This is a genomic window from Ehrlichia japonica (genome assembly GCF_000632845.1).
Classification (GTDB): Bacteria; Pseudomonadota; Alphaproteobacteria; order Rickettsiales; family Anaplasmataceae; genus Ehrlichia; species Ehrlichia japonica.
Map to the genome: position 1 here is coordinate 569,956 of NZ_CP007474.1, position 20,416 is coordinate 590,371.

Here is a 20,416-nt window from a genome sequence, read left to right on the forward strand (position 1 = left end):
TGTTACTGATGCTTTTAGTGGCATATTTAGCTATGGTATTTTTCAAGAAAGATACTGCTATTGGTAACTTGGTAACAGGGCTTCTAGCTTCATTTTTAGTAACTGTTATTTTAGCTTTTGGCTGTAAACGTTTATGTGATAACTATCAATCTAGAGTTAAATTATTAAGAGATTTATTTAGAAAAGAGCATGAGGAAAAAGTAGAATTACCTCAGGTTGAGTTAAATGAAGATTTTGAACAATCTATAAAACAATTATTAAAATTAAAGAAGTCAGCGCTTGAAGATCTTTCTATTGACTGTACTGTAGGAACACAACAAAATCAGTCAATTTTAGAAGAATATGATAGGGAGATAAAGCATTTGGAAACTATGCAAAAGAGGCAAATAGAGATATTGCAACAATCAAATAGTTTAGTAGATCAATTCAATATGCAGAATTGGAAATATGGTGAAGATGTCAAATATGCACAGGATAGTTTTATAAAACATATTAAATATGAAAGATATTCACATAATCGTTTTTGTTCTTACTTAAGTGAGTTTAAAGTTGATTCTAGTTTGATTTCTAATCAATTTGAGCCTAATTTAAGCTCTGCAATGATTTATATTAATTGTGTACCATCTATAACATATATTTTTAAATCAGCAAGTGCTTTATTGAGTGCAATTGGAAGTTTACAAACAGATCATCAAGTGTCATTTGTTCAATATTGTCAAAGGGTATATGATTTTGATTGTCAGGTAGTTTTAAAGACTGAAATATCTTTATTTAATAAATCGAAATCTGATTTATGTACGTATGTCGGTATTAACTATTGGATAAACAAATCAGTTTTACGTTATATATACTATGATGGATGTATTAATAGTCTAAAAAAAGCCAAACATTCGTTAGGGAGGTTTTTAGATGCAGAATATTCAAGTATGGTTACTTTTTATAGAAGAATGGGTATGGGAAGTACTATTGATCAATTTAAAAACTCAATAAGCATGCAACCACCAAGAAGTGAGATTGATAGGATAACGCTATGTGGTAATTCAGTTATGCAAGAGATAGTAGAAGAATTAGATTCATTAAACACAGTTGAAGTGACAGCCATTGATAATATGCAATCTGAATTACCTCAAGCATCATTGATAAGTAGAAAGGTTATTAATTTAATTCGAGCAAAAGAAGAATTAGAAAATTTGATTCAAAAAAAGCAGAAACTGAGTTCAGAAGATGGTCCTTACGCAGAAATAGATCAAATTGTGTCTTATCTTAGATCAAAATTTAGTGAAGTTAAGGATCATATTTTAGTGCATTTACCAGCTAATATGTCTCAAAAAGTTATTCAAGTGCAAGCGTCATTAGACTTGCATTTCAGAGGTAGGTCTTTCAGTTTAGAATTTGAAGGAAAATCTTTATCAGATATAAAGCAGCAAATTCTATGTTTATGTGAACGGTTATTTCAGGAAGAGGAAGATCAAATAAAATCATTAAAATCATTACAATATATGCAAGATATAGTTAAAAAATTTATGTTTGACCTGGATGATCCTACAGGAAATGTTCTATTATATTCGTTATATGATAATTTAAAATGTTATGTTGATTTATTAGAAAGTGCACAAACAGCGTTTTCTGAGCAAGAAAGAATACTGGAAAAAGATAATAATATTGTGCATGCAGATTTGCTAAGTAAAGGGTTGCCGGGTTTGCAAAAGGTGTATGACATTCTGTATACAAGATATCGGTTTTTAGAGCAAAATCACAATAAGATTGAAGAAGCTCAATTAAAATTACTTGATATATATAAAATAAACTCATGTTGGGGTAATCTAGAAAAAAGTATACAACACAGTTATATATTATATGAGCAACTAGGAGCATTAGGCTCCAAATACACATATATTGACTCTTTATTGAATAGATTACAAAAATTAAGTGAGGCAACTTTTCTAATAAAGGATGGATCATCTTATTTAGATTTATTAGATATTCCAGAAGGTGAGAGAAATGGTTTTCTAGATGAATTAAGTCGACAAGAAGACTCAGTAAAACTTTTGGAATTGTTATCTACAAAAAAAATAGATTTTAGCATACTTAATAGCAGAATGACAGATCAACTCATGATAAAACAGCAATCTCTTAATGAATGTTTGAGTGTCTTTAAAGATAAAAGAAATGAAATATTAATGGATTCAAATGTTGTAAGATTTCTATCTGAAGGAATAAAAATTGATTTTGTTGATAGGTTAGAAGGATTAAAAAAGGAATTAATATTCCTGAATGATCAGAATGAGCAGTTAATGTTTAGTGAGCACATAAAGGAAATTAATTCTGTTATCAGTTCAATAGAGGTGGTATCAGAATTATTGTCTGATGATGACAAAATTCCAGAACAAAAAGTAAGAAAACTAATAAATAGTTTATGCTGCTTGCAAGAAGATTTTTCAGTGAATAATCAATTATTAAATTTGTTAAATTTAAAAAAGGAAATTCAAGAAGAAAGAAAATCACGTCTTCCTGTAACAAACGAATTGCAAGTAGTGTTTCTAAAAAGTGATAAAATAGAATCTGAATTACTTAGACTAAAAAATGAGATTGATGAAATAATAGATCAGGTTAATGAGCTGTTGATAATAGAAGAAGATACAAATGTAATGAATCAAATAAAGGAGTTTGTTGGAGTACTATCTGGCTTATTATATGATGCTAGCCATAAGGAAAATATATCAGAACTTTTATGTTATATAGAGAAGAAGGAGTTTAATGATTTATTATCTAAGTTAGAAAATCATATGGATTTTTCAGATGATGAAAAGCATTATGTTGAACGTATAGTTAGTGGTTTAAAGAATATTTCTAAATTATCAAATGAATTGCAAGCAAAACAGATTGAAAGATCCGAATTAGATAGTACATCACTTACACTGGCTAGAAAATTAATGAGTATTGGATATCAGTTGAGTGTTAAAGAGAAATTGAGTGTACTTGATGATTTATCTAATTTTTTTAATGTACTAGAATGCTTGCGGACAAAATTTGTTAAGTTATATAAAGAAACTGTATATATGATACGAGGAGTTATAGATACTAAAAAATGTAATGAGACTTCATTTATAGAATTAATAAATGAAACACTGAAGTCTTTAGATGATAATTCTAATTTATCAATAACAGCCGATAGTTTTATATCTGAAGAACTTGAGAATTTTGGTAAATTAAGAGAATTACAAGGTTATGTTTTAGAATTGGAAAAAGAGGATAATAATACTGAAGAAATAATTAATGAATTATTAGACCGTTTATCAGATGGTTTAACTGAGAAAGAAATAAGACTGTGTAAAAATTTAAAGAATATTGCATCATTAGATGATATGAATGAAACTTTTTCCCAATTGAAAACATGTATTTGTAAAACTAAAGATAAAGAACTCAGTCAATATCAAGATAAACTGAATAAGTTTGTAGATGATATTATCGTAACATACACTGACACTGTGGATAATCCGTATCTTTTGCATGAAGATAAAGGGTTTACAGCGGATGAATGTAGAAAAATGACAACATTATATTCAAAAATAAAAAGTAGTCTTGAAGATTTACAAAGCATATTACGACAAGACAATATAATAATGATACCTGATGCTGAGCAAAAAATTCAAGAAATATATGAAAGTTTGAAAGATATCTTTTTAGAAAATTGTGATTTATCTAATATGCTATCAGATGTATTATCACGAAGTAAAAACTGTGAAGAAAAATTAGGATTGAATACATATGTCACTCATTTCTTATCATTTATTAACTTATTAAATTATCATATAATTGAAAAGAAATTTTATGTGGAAGGGCATATGATTGCAAACTTAAACGATCAAATACATCAGCAAGAAATGCTGGTTTTAGAATCAAGAGCAGCAGTTAATGAAGAAGTAAGTAGAAGTGTGCAAAGGTTACTAGATCAATCAATATATTATCCTCGAGATTTAATTAATGTGAGATTGATAAAGAGAAAGCTTATAGATAATGGAATTATATGTGATGATCTGATGAAGATTTTAGAAGATGATGTAAGAGCAAAAGTAGCCTGTTCAAGTAATGTAATGGTAGCATTAATGCATAGAGAAGACATGAATAGGTTAGAAGACCAGACAGGTATCTATAAAGAACAACAAATGTCACATGCTCGTAGATTACAATTATATAAAGTGATTAAAAAATTTATGGATAATTCTATAGATGGAAGTAATGTTCAATATCTAAGAGAAATTGATGATAGTATACAGCAGCCCAGTGCTATCCTATGTTCTTCTGAAAATAGATCCCAACATGAAATGGCTACTGTTAGTATATAATAACGAATGTATGTTGAGATTAAAGTTTATTTTATAGAATAATTTTCTATTCTGATACAGTGTGCTAGAATTGATTTTATAAGTTGTATTAGAATTTTGTATTCAACTTACTTTTTATTATACTGTAGGTTTCTTGATATCATTTTTTAATGATGACTCTTGGTTCACCTAAAGGTTTTCCATTATATACTTGTATTCATTGTTGATAAGATATTATGGTATAAATTATGTATTGCATTAATACTATCTCTTTCATGATAATTAGCACTTTTTAAAAAGGTGATTAAAGGAAGAGTAATACTGGAGCAAATTATAAATCTATTCATATATTTTCTTATTAGTAAATTCCTTATGCAAACATAATAAACCAAAGTGTTATATATATTTTTATATAAGATATAACAGGATATTATTTATAATAAAAACATTGTAGCCATTCCTAAAAAAATTAGAAAAGACAAGGTATCACTTGTAGCACATATGATAATAGAGGAAGATATAGCTGGATCAATTTTAAAAAGATTCAATATCATTGGTATGGCTGTACCTAAAAATGTTGCTATCGAAAAGGTAATTATCATTGAAGTTCCTGCTAGTATTTGAATGTTGATATGTTGGCCTCTTAACATGAGTGCTATAGAAGATACAATTGCTAATATTAAACCATTAACAAGTCCTACAAATAATTCTTTAAAAAGTAATCTCTGAGCATTTCTATTAGTAAGTTGTTTAGTAGATAAAGCCCTGATTGTGACGGTTAAAGCTTGTAGTCCTGCATTACCACTCATAGATGCAATGATTGGCATTATTACTGATAATGCTATAAAATGTTGCAAAGTATTGCTAAATATTCCTATAATCATTGAACTAATCGTAGCTGTAAGTAGATTTATGATTAGCCATGGCAATCTTTTAACAACGGTTTTTAAAAGAGGAGAGTTAATATCATTATTAGATACCATCCCTAAATGTAAAACATCTTTTTCAGCTTCTTGATGTATTACATTTAATATATCGTGTACTATTATCGATCCTATGATTCTGCCGTCTTTATTTATGACTGGAGCTGATAGTAAAGAATATTTTCTAAAAATTTCTGCGACTTCTTCTTGTGTAGTGTGCGATTTTATAATTTTTATATCAGTTTTCATAAGGTTTCTTACGATCTGAGTACTGTTTGAGCAGATTATATTGTCTAACCTTAAATATCCTATAGGATTTAACTTAGGATCTACAATAAAAATTTCATAAAATTCTTTATTTAATTTGTTATTTTGCTTTAAAAAAGTTAATAACTGACTTATGGTCCAGTACTCTGGGGCAATAATGATATCTTTATGCATTAATCTACCAGCACTTTCTTCCGGATATGATAATAATTCGTTAACGTGAATTTTATTACTTTCTGGTAATACATTTAAAATATTTATCTGACTTTCTTTATCAAGATCTTCAATAATTGTGACTATATCTTCTGTACTTAGTTGAGATATTAAAGATGCTACTTTTTTTATTCCTAAAATTTTAATTATTTCTTGGCGTAGATCTGGAACAAGGTGAATAAGAATATCTTTAACTAGATTACCATTTATATTATTTAAAAATTCTTTACGATGTTGATATGTTGAAGTTAATAAGAAATATGCAAGTTGTACATTATCTGACTTATTAATTATTTCTTCTATTATTGGGTAATTTTGTGTTTCTAGTGCTTCAGTTAAAGAGTTACTAGTTTTTTCATCTAATATATAGTGTAAAGTATGGCTACTTTCCTGTGTATACATAGTAATATAGTCCTTAAGATTATTGACGAATAATACAAAAAATTATCAACAACAAGTATATAGGTTATATGAATAAATTTTAAATACATTTTTAATGTTAATAATAAATATTTAGTTTTCAAGGTAATATTCCTTCAATCTAATCGTTGACTAAAAATTAAAATTTATATATGGTATTTAATATTTTTAGCCCCTATGGCGGAATGGTAGACGCGGTAGACTCAAAATCTACTGTTCGAAAGAATGTGCTGGTTCAAGTCCGGCTAGGGGTACTTAAAAATAAATTGTTAGTTGTTGCAAGTTTTTTTTATTTTATTACAATACTGGTGAGTTTTTAATAATAGTTTAAAAAGGGGGGATTTCCCTTGCTGGTTTTTTATTGTAAGGTATAAGATGTCAAGTTTAGCTAGTAAAGCAAAAGGTAATGTTAAGAATAGCAAAAGTAAGAATAGTATGAAAGATACACAAGTTATTGATGCATTGAGTGAAAATGTTGGGTTGGTAGTTCGTGTTATGACGGCAGTTGTAGATGTAAAATTTGCTAATGGTAAAATACCAAAAATACTTAATGCATTAAAAAGTAAGGAGGTTTATAACGGAAAAAAATTAATTCTTGAAGTATCTCAACATATTAGTGATAGTATTGTAAGGTGTATAGCACTTGATGGAACTGATGGTTTATCTAGAAATGATAAATTTATTGATACTGGTGCTCCTATATCAGTTCCTGTAGGTCGTGGGACATTAGGTCGAGTTTTTGATGTATTAGGTAATACAATAGATGAGTGTGGTCCATTAGAAGAATCAAGTTATATTATTAAACCGATATACTCAGAAAGTCCTAAGCTTACTGATCAAAAAATTGCAACTGAAGTATTGGTAACTGGAATTAAAGTAATAGACTTACTTGCTCCATATCTTAAAGGTGGAAAAGTTGGTTTATTTGGTGGTGCTGGGGTAGGTAAAACTGTATTGATTATGGAATTAATACATAACATTGCAAAGGCACATAAAGGAGTATCAGTTTTTGCTGGAGTTGGGGAGCGTACACGTGAAGGCAATGATCTTTATCATGAGATGATAGAATCTGGGGTGATAAACTTAACGGAAAAAGATCAGTCGCAGGCAGTTTTAGTATATGGCCAAATGAATGAGCCTCCTGGAGCCAGATTAAGAGTTGCATTATCAGCTTTGACTATGGCTGAATATTTTAGAGATGCTGAAGGCCAGGATGTTCTATTTTTTGTAGATAATATTTTTAGGTTTACTCAATCTGGATCAGAAATTTCAGCATTATTAGGTAGAATACCGTCTGCTGTTGGTTATCAACCAACGTTAGCAGCTGAAATGGGTGCAATGCAGGAAAGAATTACTTCTACTAATAATGGATCTATTACTTCTGTACAAGCAATATATGTACCAGCGGATGATTTGACAGATCCTGCTCCTGCTGCTTCTTTTGCTCATCTTGATTCAACAACTGTTTTGTCAAGACAAATATCTGAATTAGGGATATATCCAGCTGTTGATCCTTTAGACTCAGCTTCTCAAGCATTATCTGTTGATGTTGTAGGTCAAGAACACTATGAAGTTGCTAAGGAGGTACAACGTATATTACAGACGTATAAATCGTTGCAGGATATCATTGCAATTCTTGGTATGGATGAGCTTTCTGAGGAAGATAAGCTTATAGTTGCAAGAGCAAGAAAGATTCAAAAATTTTTGTCACAGCCTTTTCATGTTGCAGAAGTATTTACGGGTGCTCCTGGTAAGTTTGTGTCTATTGAAGATACTATCTCAAGTTTTAAGGGATTAGTGGAAGGTAAATATGATCATCTACCTGAAGCTGCATTTTATATGGTTGGTAGTATAGACGATGTTATAAAAAAAGCGGAATTGCTTCAAAAAGAAGGTAAAGTTTAATGAAGTATCTCTCTGTTGAATTTATTACCCCAGATGCTTTTTTAGATATATCTAATGTTCTATCTATTACGTCATATGTTGTAGATGGAGAATTTGTAATATTGCCTGGACATGAAAAATTTATTATAGAATTGTGTTCTGGTCTTGTTAAGTTAAAGATTGATACAGGTGTTAGTATATTTTATGTATTAAATCCTATATTAAGGGTGGATCCATATAATTGTAAAATTATAGCAAATCAGTTCATTAATGCTTGTGATGTTAATACTGTTATGCTTAAAGGGTATAAGGAAGATATAGAAAAAATATTAAATTCTATAAGTGATAAAATGTTACTTAAAATGGCAGAAAGGCATTTAACTTTTATAAACAAAATAATAAATTAGATCTTATGAAAATATTTCTTGATACTGTAGATATAGATTTTTTAAAAGAATTTAGCATTACTGGTTTAATAGATGGTATTACAACTAATCCATTATTATTATCAAAATCAAATTTAGAGTGTCATGATTTGATTTTAAAGATCTGTTCATTAATCACAGGCCCGGTTAGTATTGAGGTCATATCTACATCCTATAAAGATATGATTAAAGAAGGTTTAGAAATATCTAAAATTGCTGATAACATTGTAGTAAAACTGCCTTTAACTTATGATGGGTTAATTGCGTGTAAAATTTTATCTTATGAATATAATATAAAAGTTAATATAACTCTTTGCTTTTCTGCATCTCAAGCAATTTTAGCAGCAAAGGCTGGAGCTTATTTTATATCTCCTTTTGTGGGAAGAATAGATGATATTGGACAATCGGGAATGCAGCTAATTGAAGCTATACATAACATTTATACTAACTATAATGCGTTTAATACTAAAATTCTTGTAGCATCTATACGTAGTGTTACACACGTTATACAGGCTGCAGAAATAGGTGCTGATATAGTTACAGTTCCTCCATCTATTTTTAAGCAAATGTTTATACATCCTCTTACTGATAAAGGTCTTGAGGATTTTTTACAAAGTTGGAACACGTCTGGGAAAAAAATATTTTCTTCTTAGGGAAAAAGTTTAAAATGTAAAATTTTTGATATCTTTTTGTAGGTATTATATTAAAAAGGTATGTAACATTTGTAGGTAGCTGTACATCGGCTTTTTTATAGCATTGTAGAAAATTATAATTATTCATGTTTATAATAAAATATCATGATTTTGATGGTTTATGTTTACTAGATTTATGATATACTGCTTTATATATAAACATGAGAAAATAGCATGTCCCTTTCTAATCTTAGTTCAAAAGATAAAGATAATGTAGTTATTGAAAATTTAAAACGTTATATAGAAAGAATTGAAAAACTGGAATCTGAAAAAGAAGAGATAAGTCAATATATTAGGAAAATATATAATGAAGCAAATAGTAATGGATTCAACGCTAAAGTAATGAGACAAATAGTAAAATTGAGAAAGATGAGCAATGATGATAGAGAAGAACATGAGATGCTCTTAATGACTTATAAAAGAGCACTTGGAATATTAATTGAAATTGATGAGTAAGTTTATTTTTCTACAAAGGAAGAGATTGTTTTTATTATTTCTGTTTTATGAAGAATTTAAAGACAACATTACTATACATGGGATTTATATAAAAGAAGGCATGAAAATATCATACATCTTCTAGTATTTTTTTTGAAGTTTTAATACCTAAATGTTTTAGATTTTCAGTACGTGATAAAATATTACCATGTCCTTCTGATAATTTTTTCATTGCATCACTATATACACTACTTAAAACATTCATTTGTTTTCCAAGTTTTTGCATATCAGACATAAATCCTACAATCTTATCATATAATGCGCCACCTTGACGTGCTATTTCCATAGTATTACGATTCTGGCGCTCTAATCTCCAAACAGATTCAACTGTCCTTAAAGTAGCAAATAACGTTGATGGACATACTATGACTATTTTTTTATTCCATGCATAGTTATGCAGCATAATATCTTCCTGCATTGCAAGGGTATATGCACCTTCTATAGGAATAAACATCAATACAAAATCTGGTGTTTTTAATTTTTCTATGTTTTGATATTTTTTATTTGATAGTACATTAACATGTACCCTTATAGATGTTATAAATTGTTTAAGAAGGGTATTTCTTGATTCCTCTGATTTTGTTGAAAAATATTTTTCATAGTGAATTAAAGAGACTTTTGAATCAACAATTAAATGTTTGTTTTCTGGTAAATTAATAATGGCATCGGGTTGTTGTTTCTTACCTTCACTATCTTGCAAATCCATACCAGTACCATGTAGAATATAATCTTGGTTTTTCCTTAAACCAGAACTCTCTAATATTTTTTCTAGTATCATTTCTCCCCAGTTGCCTTGAATTTTGACATTTCCTTTCAAAACATCAGCTAAGTTCTCAGCTTGTAAAGTGATTTTTTCATTTGCAAGTATAATCCTCTGAATTTCTTGTTTTAATAAGAATTGTTCTTTATTATGTACATTAAATGAATCATCAACTTTCTTTTTAAATAAATTAATATGCTCTTGTAACGGATTTAATATTCTACTTAAATTTTCTAGAGATATTTTATTGAATTTATCTGTTTTTTCATCAAAAATACGATTTGCTAAATTTTCAAAACATAGTTTATATTTCTCATCAATTGTTGTAAATTCATTTTTATATAAGTCAAGCGTATTGTGTAAAGTCTTTTTTTCGAATTCTAACTCTGTAATCTTATTTTGCATATTTTGCAATTTACTAGAAAATTCATCGTTTTTACTTTTTAAGTGATTATTTTCATATTCTAATCTCTTTACTTGGTTTTCTAAGCCATTTTTAAGCATACTAAGGATTTGATAATCAGGCTTTGATATTCTACATTTCAATGCAATAAAATAACTAATTAAAGCTATTAATAACCCTTCCAAAACGCATATAAGAATTATTATCATAGTTTTTTTATGTTCATGGTTTTTATATAAATACAATAAAAAGAATAATTATTCTATGATTTATGCTTGTGGGTGAAACTTTATTATGAAAAATTTACTAAAATTTTTACTTTTTTTATAAAAATATTAATATATAATACCTGCATTATTAATTAACAATGGTATAACATGATATTTCATATAAATGGTGTAAATGTTGATAAATCTCAGCTTTTAAATAGAGTGACCACATACATAGATTATGTATGGTTCTATAAATCTGTATGTATGGGCATTGTTACAATAGATAATAAGTTAATTTTTTTACGAGATGAACCAGTTCCTTTTCATTATAAACAACAGGTTATACCACGTTATATATTTTTCATGAAAGGTGAAGAAGAAAATATTAAAGTATGGAAGTGTATATTAGTAAAAGAATCTAAAGTAGTAGATTTTTTAACTCAGACTTCAATTATTGTTAATGCAGAAAAAACCGGTAATCCTATAGGAATAATTCTTCATATAGATGATATACAAGATTATGGTGAAATAATATGTTCTGGTCAGGGTAAAATGACTTTATCTAAGCTAAAAAAAGATCTTAAAGATATATGTAAAGATAGTGATGATCCTCAGCTTAATAGTATAACTTTTCCACTGACTTCTTGGAGAAAGTTAATACAAAATATTGTGGAAGTCATTCCTATGCAAGGAGGAGCTTATAGTAGGATTAACAATTAGAAAAGTCTATTATTTGAATTTTTGATAGCTATTATTTTAGGAATCTGTTAATTTTTAGTAGTATGTCTTTTGTTAAATAACTTCAATTATCTACTATAGGGGTGTCGGTATTGTCGTCTAAAGCATATTTTTAATCAATACATTTGCTATATATATTACTGACTAGTCAAAATGACTTACTTAGTTTTTAATTTTTAAGTAAATACAAATATTATTTTCATGAGATTTGTGCAGTGCTGTGATTGTGAATCTTGTATATTAAGATCATTTTGATGCAAGTAACTTACTAAAAAAATATGCTTTTATCACAGGGTAAGATTTTTTTCTATATTAGTAATAATTTTAGTATTATGTAATGCTTATATAAACAGACTCGTAAAAACCCCATACATAATTTGATAGGTTTATAATAAAGTTTGAGTCAACACTTTACAATGCATTAAAGTATGTATGGGATTTACTATTTTATGATACTTAAATATCATAAGCAGAATATTTTTGTATATTGTTTATATTTTTTAGTATTCAAAAATTAAATTACATAATAATTATTATGGAAAATAATAATGTTATACTAGAAATTATGTTATTTTTATTCTTAATCTAATTTTTTATAATCATGTACAATAAATTCTAATGGCATAATGCCTGATGCAGCCATTTTAATACTAGATAGAGAAAAAGTGACTAATACTCTGTGAGACTGCAAATGTGATGCTATTCCATTTATCGCAACTTGTGTTTTAAAAGTAACAATAGCATTATTTAAAGAAGTAAAATCTTTTGATAAAACTTTAACATTATGTATTATTGTTTTAATGGATATTCTTTTATGCTGTGAATTATCAGTATAATGCTTAGAAGCTATCATATCCTTAAATCTTAAGTATATTTTCCTTGAAGAATTATTTTTTATAAAATTAAATTGATTATCTAAATCATTATGCAAGTATGATTCATATTTTTTAACATATTGTGCAACAAGATATTGTGATAGTATTGTCTCCTCGCTATCTTCATTATTAGTGCTTAGCTTTTTTATCACAGAAAATTCATCAGTGTAATGATCGGTATATTTGATAAAGAAAAACTCTGTTTTTAATGGAAAATATGAAAATATATTAAGTACCAGTATTAATAACATAGAAGATATAACAAGTGATATTACAATCAACCAAGCTCTTTCAGTTACACATAATAAATAACGACTACAGTACCAATTGAATGCATCTTGAAAATATTTATTGCTTCCAATATATCTATCATTATTACTCTGGTTCTGATTCATAAAACTCTACATAAAATATACAAATATAATATATATAAACATTACTATGAAAGTAGTGATACTATCAAATTTGCTTAATTACTATAAAAATGTTTATAAAATTTATAGTAACGGTGTACAGTTAAAATATATATAATGCCCTATTCCAAATATTATAATAGATTTGTGTAATTTTAATTTTTTCTACCTAATTAAATAGAAAATTTTATAAAAAAACATCTATTATCAAATACTAATGTGTATTAGCATATGTGCATTGTATTTTATTTTTGTATTTTATGATTCATAAATTTGGTTTTAAAATTTTGATTCCTATCATTTTTGCTATAATTTCATATTATATGGATCAATCGTGGATAATTGAATCTGCTAAAGTATTTGGAGATATTTTTATTAATTTACTTAAGCTAATTAGCTTACCAGTAGTATTTTTTTCTATTGCATCAACAATTTCTGGATTAGCAAATTTGATAGAAATAAAAATTTTAATAAAGAAAACCATATTTTATACCATATCTACTACAATTATTGCAGCTACTATAGCTCTTATTACATATTTATTAATTGATCCATCAAAAAAAGAGCTTATACATAATATGTTAAGTACTAATGAGCTTAATGCTCCAGATTATTTGTCATATTTGATCTCTATATTGCCTTATAATTTTATTAAAGTATTTTTAGATAATAATGTAATTGGATGTGTTATACTTGCATTTCTTATAGGAGGAGCACTGCTATTATTACCTGATAAAAACAAGCGCAAATTGCTTCATAAAATTTTTGATGCTCTCTTTGATACATTTTTAGAAATAGCAAAACTTATTCTAAAGCTAATGCCTATAGCATTATGGTCATTTATTACTATATTATTATATAATCTAAAAGAAGGATATAATATATCAAGTATTTTAAAGTATTTACTGTGTATTATGATAGCAAATTTTATACAAGCATTCATAGTATTGCCGTTATTGCTAAAATTAAAAAAGATTTCTGTAATAAAAACATTTCGTGGTGTTTTTCCAGCTTTAACTATAGCTTTTTTTTCAAAATCTTCTACAGCTACTTTACCGACTACTATTCGCTGTACGCAAGATCACTTAAATATTCCAAAAAAAATATCGTCTTTTATATTACCAGTTTGTACAACTATTAATATGAATGCATGCGCTGCTTTCATACTAATTACAGTATTTTTTGTATCGGAAATGAATGAATATACATTTTCTATTGGTGAAATGTTTTTATGGGTATTTTTAGCTACTGGGGCAGCTATTGGCAATGCTGGAGTTCCAATGGGCTGTTACTTTATGGCTATGAGTTATCTCATATCGATGAAAGTACCTTTAAGTATTATGGGAGTTATATTACCTATATATACAATAATAGATATGTTTGAAACTGCAATTAACGTATGGTCAGATGTATGTATTACTCAAATAGTATATAAAGAAAATATGCTCCTTACTAAAGAAGATAAAGAATTAATAAATAATGATGATAAATGAAATAGATGAATCTTCTAAGAATTTTGTAAAGCACATTTAAGTAATATTTGTTTTGATTTATTTTACAATTAAGGATGACTGAAGTGTTGATACCTACCTCATCACACTTATAAATATGATTATATTTTTTTTGCTGCTAAAAATAAGTAATTAGATTTGCTAATCCAGAAATTGTTGATGTAATAGAAAAAACGTTACTAATAAGCTAGTTAAAACTTGGAGTAAAAATATTTTTTAATAACTTTTAAAATACAAGAAATAATAGAGGCATTTTTACTCTGGTTTTGATTGCTACAAATAATAACTCCTGATTTTGTAGTAGTCTCGGATATCATTTCACAAACACCTAATATGTCATAAGAAAGTAACGTGAAAGAAATATCTAGAACTTTGCATTTTCATCAAATTAATATTTTTAAAATAGCTTACTGGAACACGACAGATTCTGATGATATAATATTTATATAAGGAGAGTTATGCTGCTGTGACTACTTAAAAAAGCTAAATAAAGCAGATTAGAACTGCGGAATACGACGAGATCGTCTTTTTTTGCTCAGAACTACCTCGTAATATATTTATCATATCTACAAATTTTATTACTCAGATTAATTTTTGAAGATATTTTCAAATGTTTATTCTGACATCCTTAAGTATAAAATTTAGAGTTTTTAACAATAATAACCAGTTCTTGTTAAAATTAGTTATATCATATGAACTATATTTGATTTGTATATTAATTAGTATTGTTTGATTATAAAGGTGCTAGTTATTAATGGTGTTTTTTTCATTTTTTATGTAATAATTAATTTGAGGTATTTTGGTACTCCTCATTGAAATGGTAATATGAAATTATAATATATCTTTAAAGGTATTATACAGTTTCTTGTATGAAATAAACTTCTTGAAGTAGTGGTAAGCGTTATTTTATATATTCTTAAAAAATGAATAGCACTTATTACATCTACTTTTACGTTTTAGGCTTTTTGGTGAATAAGATTAAATTACTGTATATTCTATTGAAATTACAATGATTATCGAAGGCTTACCATAATCGAAATATCAGTGGAAGAAGCGATAGTTAAGAAACAAGGAAAATTGTTTATCTGATAATTTATAAAATAACTATAATTTTTATCATAACCTTTCTTGTAAACTTGGAATTGCATTATTTTTCAAGATCCTGTCCACTATAGTTATTTTATAACTTCTTGATTATCCATATATTTCCTCAAAACATATGGTATTGTTATAGAACCATCTCTGTTTTGATAATTTTCTAAAATTGCAATAATGGTTCTTCCTACTGCTAAAGCTGAGCCGTTTAATGTATGTACAAATTTACTAATCTTAATATTATTACTTATAGTCGTATATTTGGTATTCATTCTACGTGCTTGAAAAGCTTTACAATTTGAGCAACTAGAAATTTCCCTATATTGATTCTGACTTGGTATCCACACTTCAATATCATACGTTACACTTGCTGAAAAACCCATATCTCCAGTACACAACATCATTACTCTATATGGCAGTTCCAATCGTTTTAAAATTTCTTCAGCAACTTGTGTCATCCGTTCCAATTCTAATGCTGATTGTTCTTCAGTTGTGATACTAACTAATTCTACTTTGTTAAATTGATGTTGTCGCATCATGCCCCTTGTATCTCTACCAGCACTTCCTGCTTCTGACCTAAAACATGGAGAACAAGCAGTAAATCTGATAGGTAAATCACATGCATTAATATTCATATTTGATACTAAATTAGTAAGTACTACTTCACTAGTTGGTATAAGTCGAAAATTTTCTGTTGTTTTAAAAGAATCGTTAGCAAATTTTGGCAATTGTCCTACTCCATACATAGCGGATTCATGTACTAATATTGGATGAGATATTTCTGAATAACCGAATTCCTTGGTGTGAATATCTAACATAAAATTAGTTAAAGCACGATCTAGCTGTGCAAGCTGGTGTTTAAGTATTACAAACCTTGATCCAGAAAGTCTTGCAGCTTGTTTAAAATCCATTAGATTTAAATTTTCTCCTAACTCATAATGAGTCTTTATTGAAAAATCAAAATTTGTTTTGTTTCCATATCTTCTAAGCTCAACGTTACTACTTTCATCTTTTCCAATAGGTACTCTATCATCTGGTATGTTTGGTAATACATTAAGAAGATCAATTAATTGAGAATCTTCTCTTATCATATTGTTAATATTGTTTATTTTCTTTGTTATATCTTTTGACAATTCTATTTGTGTATTACACTGGATATTATCTCTTTTTAGTTTTTCAATTTCTTGAGTAACTTGATTACGTTCTTTTTGTAAAGAATATAATTGAGTTAATAAATGTTTTTTTTTTGTATCCAGTTCTATAATTTTTTGAGCAACTTTTTCAAAATTTCGAGCTTGCATTGCATTGTCAAATAATTCTGGATTCTGTTTTATAAAATCTACATCATGCATAAAGTTCAATAAATTACTATAATATTCTATATCTTATACGTGGTTATATTAAAAAAACACAAAAAATTTCTATGTTAAAGGTAAGTCCCGTCTATACTGAGGCATTGTCTTTTATCATTATACATTCTTTTTCTAATAGATAAAATCTGTGGCAAATTGTTATATTCAACAGAATCAAAAAGCTTGTTATCAATTGAGTGATTAAGTAGGTCTATAATTTCAAATGGACCATACTTCCAGTTATATGCTAGTTTTATGGCTTTATCAATTACTGATATATTAGAAGATAATTTTGGAATTAAAGATGAAACATATATTAAAGTATTAGACCATATATAGCACATAAATTGCCCATATTTATTTTGAACATCAAATAAGTTTTGAATACTTCTAAATTCGTAATTAATAATACATGGTTTCCTATATAAACCAGTATGTAAATCTATAACCTGATTACTGTTGCCATAATGTGATTCATAAAGACGATAGAATCCACCACCAATTTTGCTCATAGAGCCAATATATCCATCAGAAATCATTTGTAATATTACTGTAGGTATAGCATCATATAACTTACATAAATAATCGTCATTTGGTAGATGTTTTACTAAGTATTTTATTCTAGATATAAAATTATCTAATCCTATTTCATCTAATAAATTGAAAGCTCCATGTGGTATTCCCATGTATTGATTACTTATAATAAAATCTGCTTCTTCTACATTGATACTGAATTTATAAGCTCCTATTAACGAAATTATTAACCAAAATGAAAATATTCTGTCCAATATAAGTCCTGGGATATTATTACATATAATTAAATTAGGAAAACGACTGCTTAATACTTCAATGCCTTTATCTTTAAGACTATTATGGTAAGCACATTCTATCAATTTGATTTTATTAGTATAATAAAAAAAGGATACTACTGTAAATTTGCAGGATATATTACATGGTATTTTACTCACAACATCTAAGAAAAAATTTGAGGTGGCTGATATAATAATATTATTACTAAGGTAAGGTAATATTTTATTATATACATTATATATTAAATTGTAATTTTCTTCTGATTTTTCAGAATCAATATTAATCACCCACTTTACATCTTTAAGACATGATAAATTATCATTTAAACTTACATTTTTTACTTGATTTTGAAAATTATTACCATTGCTATCTAAGTTTATTAAAATAACTGAAATATTACACTTTGCCATGTAGGTAATAAGAGCACTGTTATCGATTTTCTTAAAATTTACAACTGCTACCTTTTGCATCTGAATTAAAGCCCTTCTTTTTTAGTCATAAATCTCAATAAATATCTATCAAGAATTTAGCAAAATAATTGATAAAGTAAAGATATATAACTAATTATACGCCAAATTCATCTTCAATTTTTTTGACGATATCCTCCGGAGGATTTTCTCCCCAGCCAGAATATAATATTTGTCCATATAAAGCAACATCTATAGAACCTGATCTACTTTTAGCAAGAAACATTTCTCTTTTGTGCTTATCTACCAATACATAATGCCAAGCAGATCTTCCATTATCTTTTCCTCGTACAAGAAATAGACAATCTAACCTACTTTTTTTAGTAGATTCTGCGAAATTTTTGTTATTTAACTTGCTTTTTCTTAACACATTCTTTGACTCAGAAAAAGGAACTTCTTTCTCTCTCTTATCTTGTACTGCAGTGGAAAATTTTGCCGATTTATTAGGTAAAGCATTAGGATTTTTATACTTTTCGGTAAAACCTCCACTTTGACTTTTCCTATTAGCAGCAAACTGCTTAGTAAATTTTGAATCTTTACTTATCTCATCACCCATTTGCTTGCACCTAACTTAATAAAATTATGTATTGTAAAAATAAGTAGTTCTTTATTATGTACTACACTTTTAGTATATTTATATATTACTTAACGATTAATTTAATTATGCATACACAACATGAATAATATATTAATTATTACTGGACCTACAGCATCAGGTAAGTCTAAGATATCTATGAAAATAGCGCAAGATAATAATGGAGTTATTGTAAACTGTGATTCAAAGCAGATATATCGAGAGATTCCTATAATTACAGATCAGCCAAACTTGAATGATAATTCTGTAAAACATAAGTTATACGGGTACATATCAGTAACACAGCAATATTCTGTAGGGTTATGGATAGAAGATTTAAAAAAAGAAATATCATCTATCATGCAAGAAAAAAAACTGCCAATTATAACTGGAGGCAGTGGAATGTATATCAATAGTATAATATATGGGTTGTCGAAAATTCCTAAGATAGAAGATAGTATAAGATATAAAACAAAAAAGCTGTTTGAAGCTCTAGGAAATAAAGAGTTTTATGCATTATTGATAGATAGAGATCCTATGGCAAAATGTTTACATCAAAATAATTTACATCAATTATTAAGAGCATATGAAGTAATAGAGCAGACAGGAACTTCCATATTTGTATGGAAAAAGAATACATCTTGTGAGCCTATATTTAAAAATTTTAAACTTTGTGTCCTTATGCCACCACGAGATGAGGTATATAAAAAAATAAACAAACGCTTTATTGATATGATAAATGTATCTGTAATAGAAGAAGTAGAAAATTTATTATCATTGAATGTACCTGCGCATTTTCCTGCAATGAAAGCGCATGGTGTTCCAGAAATAATCCAGTATTTACAAAATAAGATCAGTATTGATCAAGCAATAGAAATAGCACAAAAAAATACTAGGCATTATGCTAAACGTCAATACACGTGGTTTAAGCATCAGTTCCGAAATGCATCATTTTATGAATCTCAAGGTCAGTTGTTAGAATCTATACAAAATGGTTATATTTAAGGTATAGTTTGTTCAATAGAGTGCATATTTAATTAAAAAAATATTTTCGCTGGTAAAATTTAAAAGCTATGTGAAAGTGATATATTATAATATGTGTTATTTAGTCTATCACATTAATCTTTGGGTTTAATATATTATCACTCTTTAGAAGATTAATACGTTTAAATTATATCAAATTGTAACGATTTATATAGCTTTGCTTCCTACATCTGATGTGCTACAAGAATTTCAGTCTAATGTTGTCTTCTTTTATAGGAAGAATAGATGATGAACAGTTATTAATGTAATTAGAAATATGTAAATATGAAGTTAATAAAATATCACAATTTATAAAATCAAACTATTATGTTATAAGTTAGAAGTTATGAATTTTATATATAATGATACAACAGATAATGCATTGGTGGTAATAAAAACTAAACTTACTTTTTATTAATATTCACTCTTTTGAGAGTATTCTTTAGTGTAAGCTAAAAAATATAGAAAATTAGTTGACTGCTTAATATGAAGTGACAGTGCTATAGGAATACAAATGATGTACATAAACATATAAGAAT

Annotated in this window: 14 protein-coding genes and 1 tRNA gene; 9 read left to right on the forward strand and 6 right to left on the reverse strand. The window is 27.4% G+C overall.

All coding sequences use genetic code 11. The features are described 5' to 3' along the window. Positions 1-32 precede the first annotated feature (32 nt). Positions 33-4,346: a hypothetical protein gene (locus EHF_RS02300; protein ID WP_156928263.1), complete on the forward strand. Its 4,314-nt coding sequence runs from the start codon at positions 33-35 to the stop codon at positions 4,344-4,346. 413 nt (positions 4,347-4,759) lie between these two features. Here EHF_RS02300 and mgtE read toward each other — a convergent pair whose 3' ends face one another. Beyond that, complete coding sequence (gene mgtE, locus EHF_RS02305; RefSeq protein ID WP_044194747.1) at positions 4,760-6,130, reverse strand: magnesium transporter; 1,371 nt, start codon at positions 6,128-6,130, stop codon at positions 4,760-4,762. A gap of 189 nt (positions 6,131-6,319) precedes the next feature. Here mgtE and EHF_RS02310 point away from each other — a divergent pair. The 5 genes from EHF_RS02310 (at position 6,320) to EHF_RS02330 (ending at position 9,605) form a co-directional block, all read left to right on the forward strand. Further along, a tRNA-Leu gene (locus EHF_RS02310) sits at positions 6,320-6,402 on the forward strand. Between the two features lie 181 nt (positions 6,403-6,583). After that, positions 6,584-8,053 (forward strand): F0F1 ATP synthase subunit beta, encoded by a 1,470-nt coding sequence (gene atpD / locus EHF_RS02315; RefSeq protein ID WP_044195866.1) that lies wholly within the window; start codon positions 6,584-6,586, stop codon positions 8,051-8,053. After that, positions 8,053-8,439 (forward strand): F0F1 ATP synthase subunit epsilon, encoded by a 387-nt coding sequence (locus EHF_RS02320; RefSeq protein ID WP_044194750.1) that lies wholly within the window; start codon positions 8,053-8,055, stop codon positions 8,437-8,439. The genes atpD and EHF_RS02320 overlap by 1 nt, the downstream gene beginning before the upstream one ends. A 5-nt stretch (positions 8,440-8,444) precedes the next feature. After that, positions 8,445-9,110 carry a fructose-6-phosphate aldolase gene (fsa, locus tag EHF_RS02325; protein WP_044194752.1) on the forward strand — a complete coding sequence of 222 codons (666 nt, stop codon included), beginning with the start codon at positions 8,445-8,447 and terminating at the stop codon, positions 9,108-9,110. Positions 9,111-9,323: 213 nt separating this feature from the next. Continuing rightward, positions 9,324-9,605, forward strand: a complete 282-nt coding sequence (locus tag EHF_RS02330) for a DUF2312 domain-containing protein (protein WP_044194755.1) — start codon at positions 9,324-9,326, stop codon at positions 9,603-9,605. A gap of 109 nt (positions 9,606-9,714) precedes the next feature. Here EHF_RS02330 and EHF_RS02335 read toward each other — a convergent pair whose 3' ends face one another. Then, positions 9,715-11,016 (reverse strand): DNA recombination protein RmuC, encoded by a 1,302-nt coding sequence (locus EHF_RS02335; protein ID WP_044194759.1) that lies wholly within the window; start codon positions 11,014-11,016, stop codon positions 9,715-9,717. A gap of 168 nt (positions 11,017-11,184) precedes the next feature. On the opposite strand from EHF_RS02335, the gene EHF_RS02340 reads away from it, so the two are divergent. Next, positions 11,185-11,739 carry a hypothetical protein gene (locus tag EHF_RS02340; RefSeq protein WP_044194761.1) on the forward strand — a complete coding sequence of 185 codons (555 nt, stop codon included), beginning with the start codon at positions 11,185-11,187 and terminating at the stop codon, positions 11,737-11,739. A gap of 598 nt (positions 11,740-12,337) precedes the next feature. On the opposite strand, the gene EHF_RS02345 is transcribed toward EHF_RS02340, so the two are convergent. Further along, entirely contained in the window at positions 12,338-13,027 is a 690-nt protein-coding gene (locus tag EHF_RS02345; protein WP_044194764.1) for a VirB8/TrbF family protein, read from the reverse strand. A 278-nt stretch (positions 13,028-13,305) separates the two neighbouring features. On the opposite strand from EHF_RS02345, the gene EHF_RS02350 reads away from it, so the two are divergent. Further along, a complete protein-coding gene (locus tag EHF_RS02350; protein WP_044194767.1) occupies positions 13,306-14,538 on the forward strand; it encodes a dicarboxylate/amino acid:cation symporter in 1,233 nt (410 codons plus the stop codon). A 1,193-nt stretch (positions 14,539-15,731) separates the two neighbouring features. Here the strand turns inward: EHF_RS02350 and serS are convergent. The 3 genes from serS to EHF_RS02365 form a co-directional block, all read right to left on the reverse strand. After that, on the reverse strand, positions 15,732-17,003 hold the full coding sequence (gene serS, locus EHF_RS02355; RefSeq protein ID WP_044194769.1) for a serine--tRNA ligase: 1,272 nt from the start codon (positions 17,001-17,003) through the stop codon (positions 15,732-15,734). Positions 17,004-17,077: 74 nt separating this feature from the next. Further along, positions 17,078-18,283, reverse strand: a complete 1,206-nt coding sequence (locus tag EHF_RS02360) for a 3-hydroxyacyl-CoA dehydrogenase (RefSeq protein ID WP_044194771.1) — start codon at positions 18,281-18,283, stop codon at positions 17,078-17,080. Between the two features lie 94 nt (positions 18,284-18,377). Beyond that, complete coding sequence (locus EHF_RS02365) at positions 18,378-18,836, reverse strand: hypothetical protein (protein WP_044194774.1); 459 nt, start codon at positions 18,834-18,836, stop codon at positions 18,378-18,380. Positions 18,837-18,956: 120 nt separating this feature from the next. Here EHF_RS02365 and miaA point away from each other — a divergent pair, with 120 nt between their 5' ends. Continuing rightward, positions 18,957-19,859 carry a tRNA (adenosine(37)-N6)-dimethylallyltransferase MiaA gene (gene miaA / locus EHF_RS02370; protein ID WP_044194777.1) on the forward strand — a complete coding sequence of 301 codons (903 nt, stop codon included), beginning with the start codon at positions 18,957-18,959 and terminating at the stop codon, positions 19,857-19,859. The last annotated feature ends 557 nt before the right edge of the window (positions 19,860-20,416 follow it).

Bases quoted from the DNA above. Each gene is read 5' to 3' on its own strand.
- EHF_RS02345 (WP_044194764.1), bottom strand. From the start codon at position 13,027: ATGAATCAGAACCAGAGTAATAATGATAGATATATTGGAAGCAATAAA.
- atpD (WP_044195866.1), top strand. From the start codon at position 6,584: ATGAAAGATACACAAGTTATTGATGCATTGAGTGAAAATGTTGGGTTG.
- EHF_RS02360 (WP_044194771.1), bottom strand. From the start codon at position 18,283: ATGCAAAAGGTAGCAGTTGTAAATTTTAAGAAAATCGATAACAGTGCT.
- EHF_RS02365 (WP_044194774.1), bottom strand. From the start codon at position 18,836: ATGGGTGATGAGATAAGTAAAGATTCAAAATTTACTAAGCAGTTTGCT.
- EHF_RS02300 (WP_156928263.1), top strand. From the start codon at position 33: ATGGTATTTTTCAAGAAAGATACTGCTATTGGTAACTTGGTAACAGGG.
- EHF_RS02320 (WP_044194750.1), top strand. From the start codon at position 8,053: ATGAAGTATCTCTCTGTTGAATTTATTACCCCAGATGCTTTTTTAGAT.
- mgtE (WP_044194747.1), bottom strand. From the start codon at position 6,130: ATGTATACACAGGAAAGTAGCCATACTTTACACTATATATTAGATGAA.
- EHF_RS02350 (WP_044194767.1), top strand. From the start codon at position 13,306: ATGATTCATAAATTTGGTTTTAAAATTTTGATTCCTATCATTTTTGCT.
- serS (WP_044194769.1), bottom strand. From the start codon at position 17,003: ATGCATGATGTAGATTTTATAAAACAGAATCCAGAATTATTTGACAAT.
- miaA (WP_044194777.1), top strand. From the start codon at position 18,957: ATGAATAATATATTAATTATTACTGGACCTACAGCATCAGGTAAGTCT.
- EHF_RS02340 (WP_044194761.1), top strand. From the start codon at position 11,185: ATGATATTTCATATAAATGGTGTAAATGTTGATAAATCTCAGCTTTTA.
- EHF_RS02330 (WP_044194755.1), top strand. From the start codon at position 9,324: ATGTCCCTTTCTAATCTTAGTTCAAAAGATAAAGATAATGTAGTTATT.
- EHF_RS02335 (WP_044194759.1), bottom strand. From the start codon at position 11,016: ATGATAATAATTCTTATATGCGTTTTGGAAGGGTTATTAATAGCTTTA.
- fsa (WP_044194752.1), top strand. From the start codon at position 8,445: ATGAAAATATTTCTTGATACTGTAGATATAGATTTTTTAAAAGAATTT.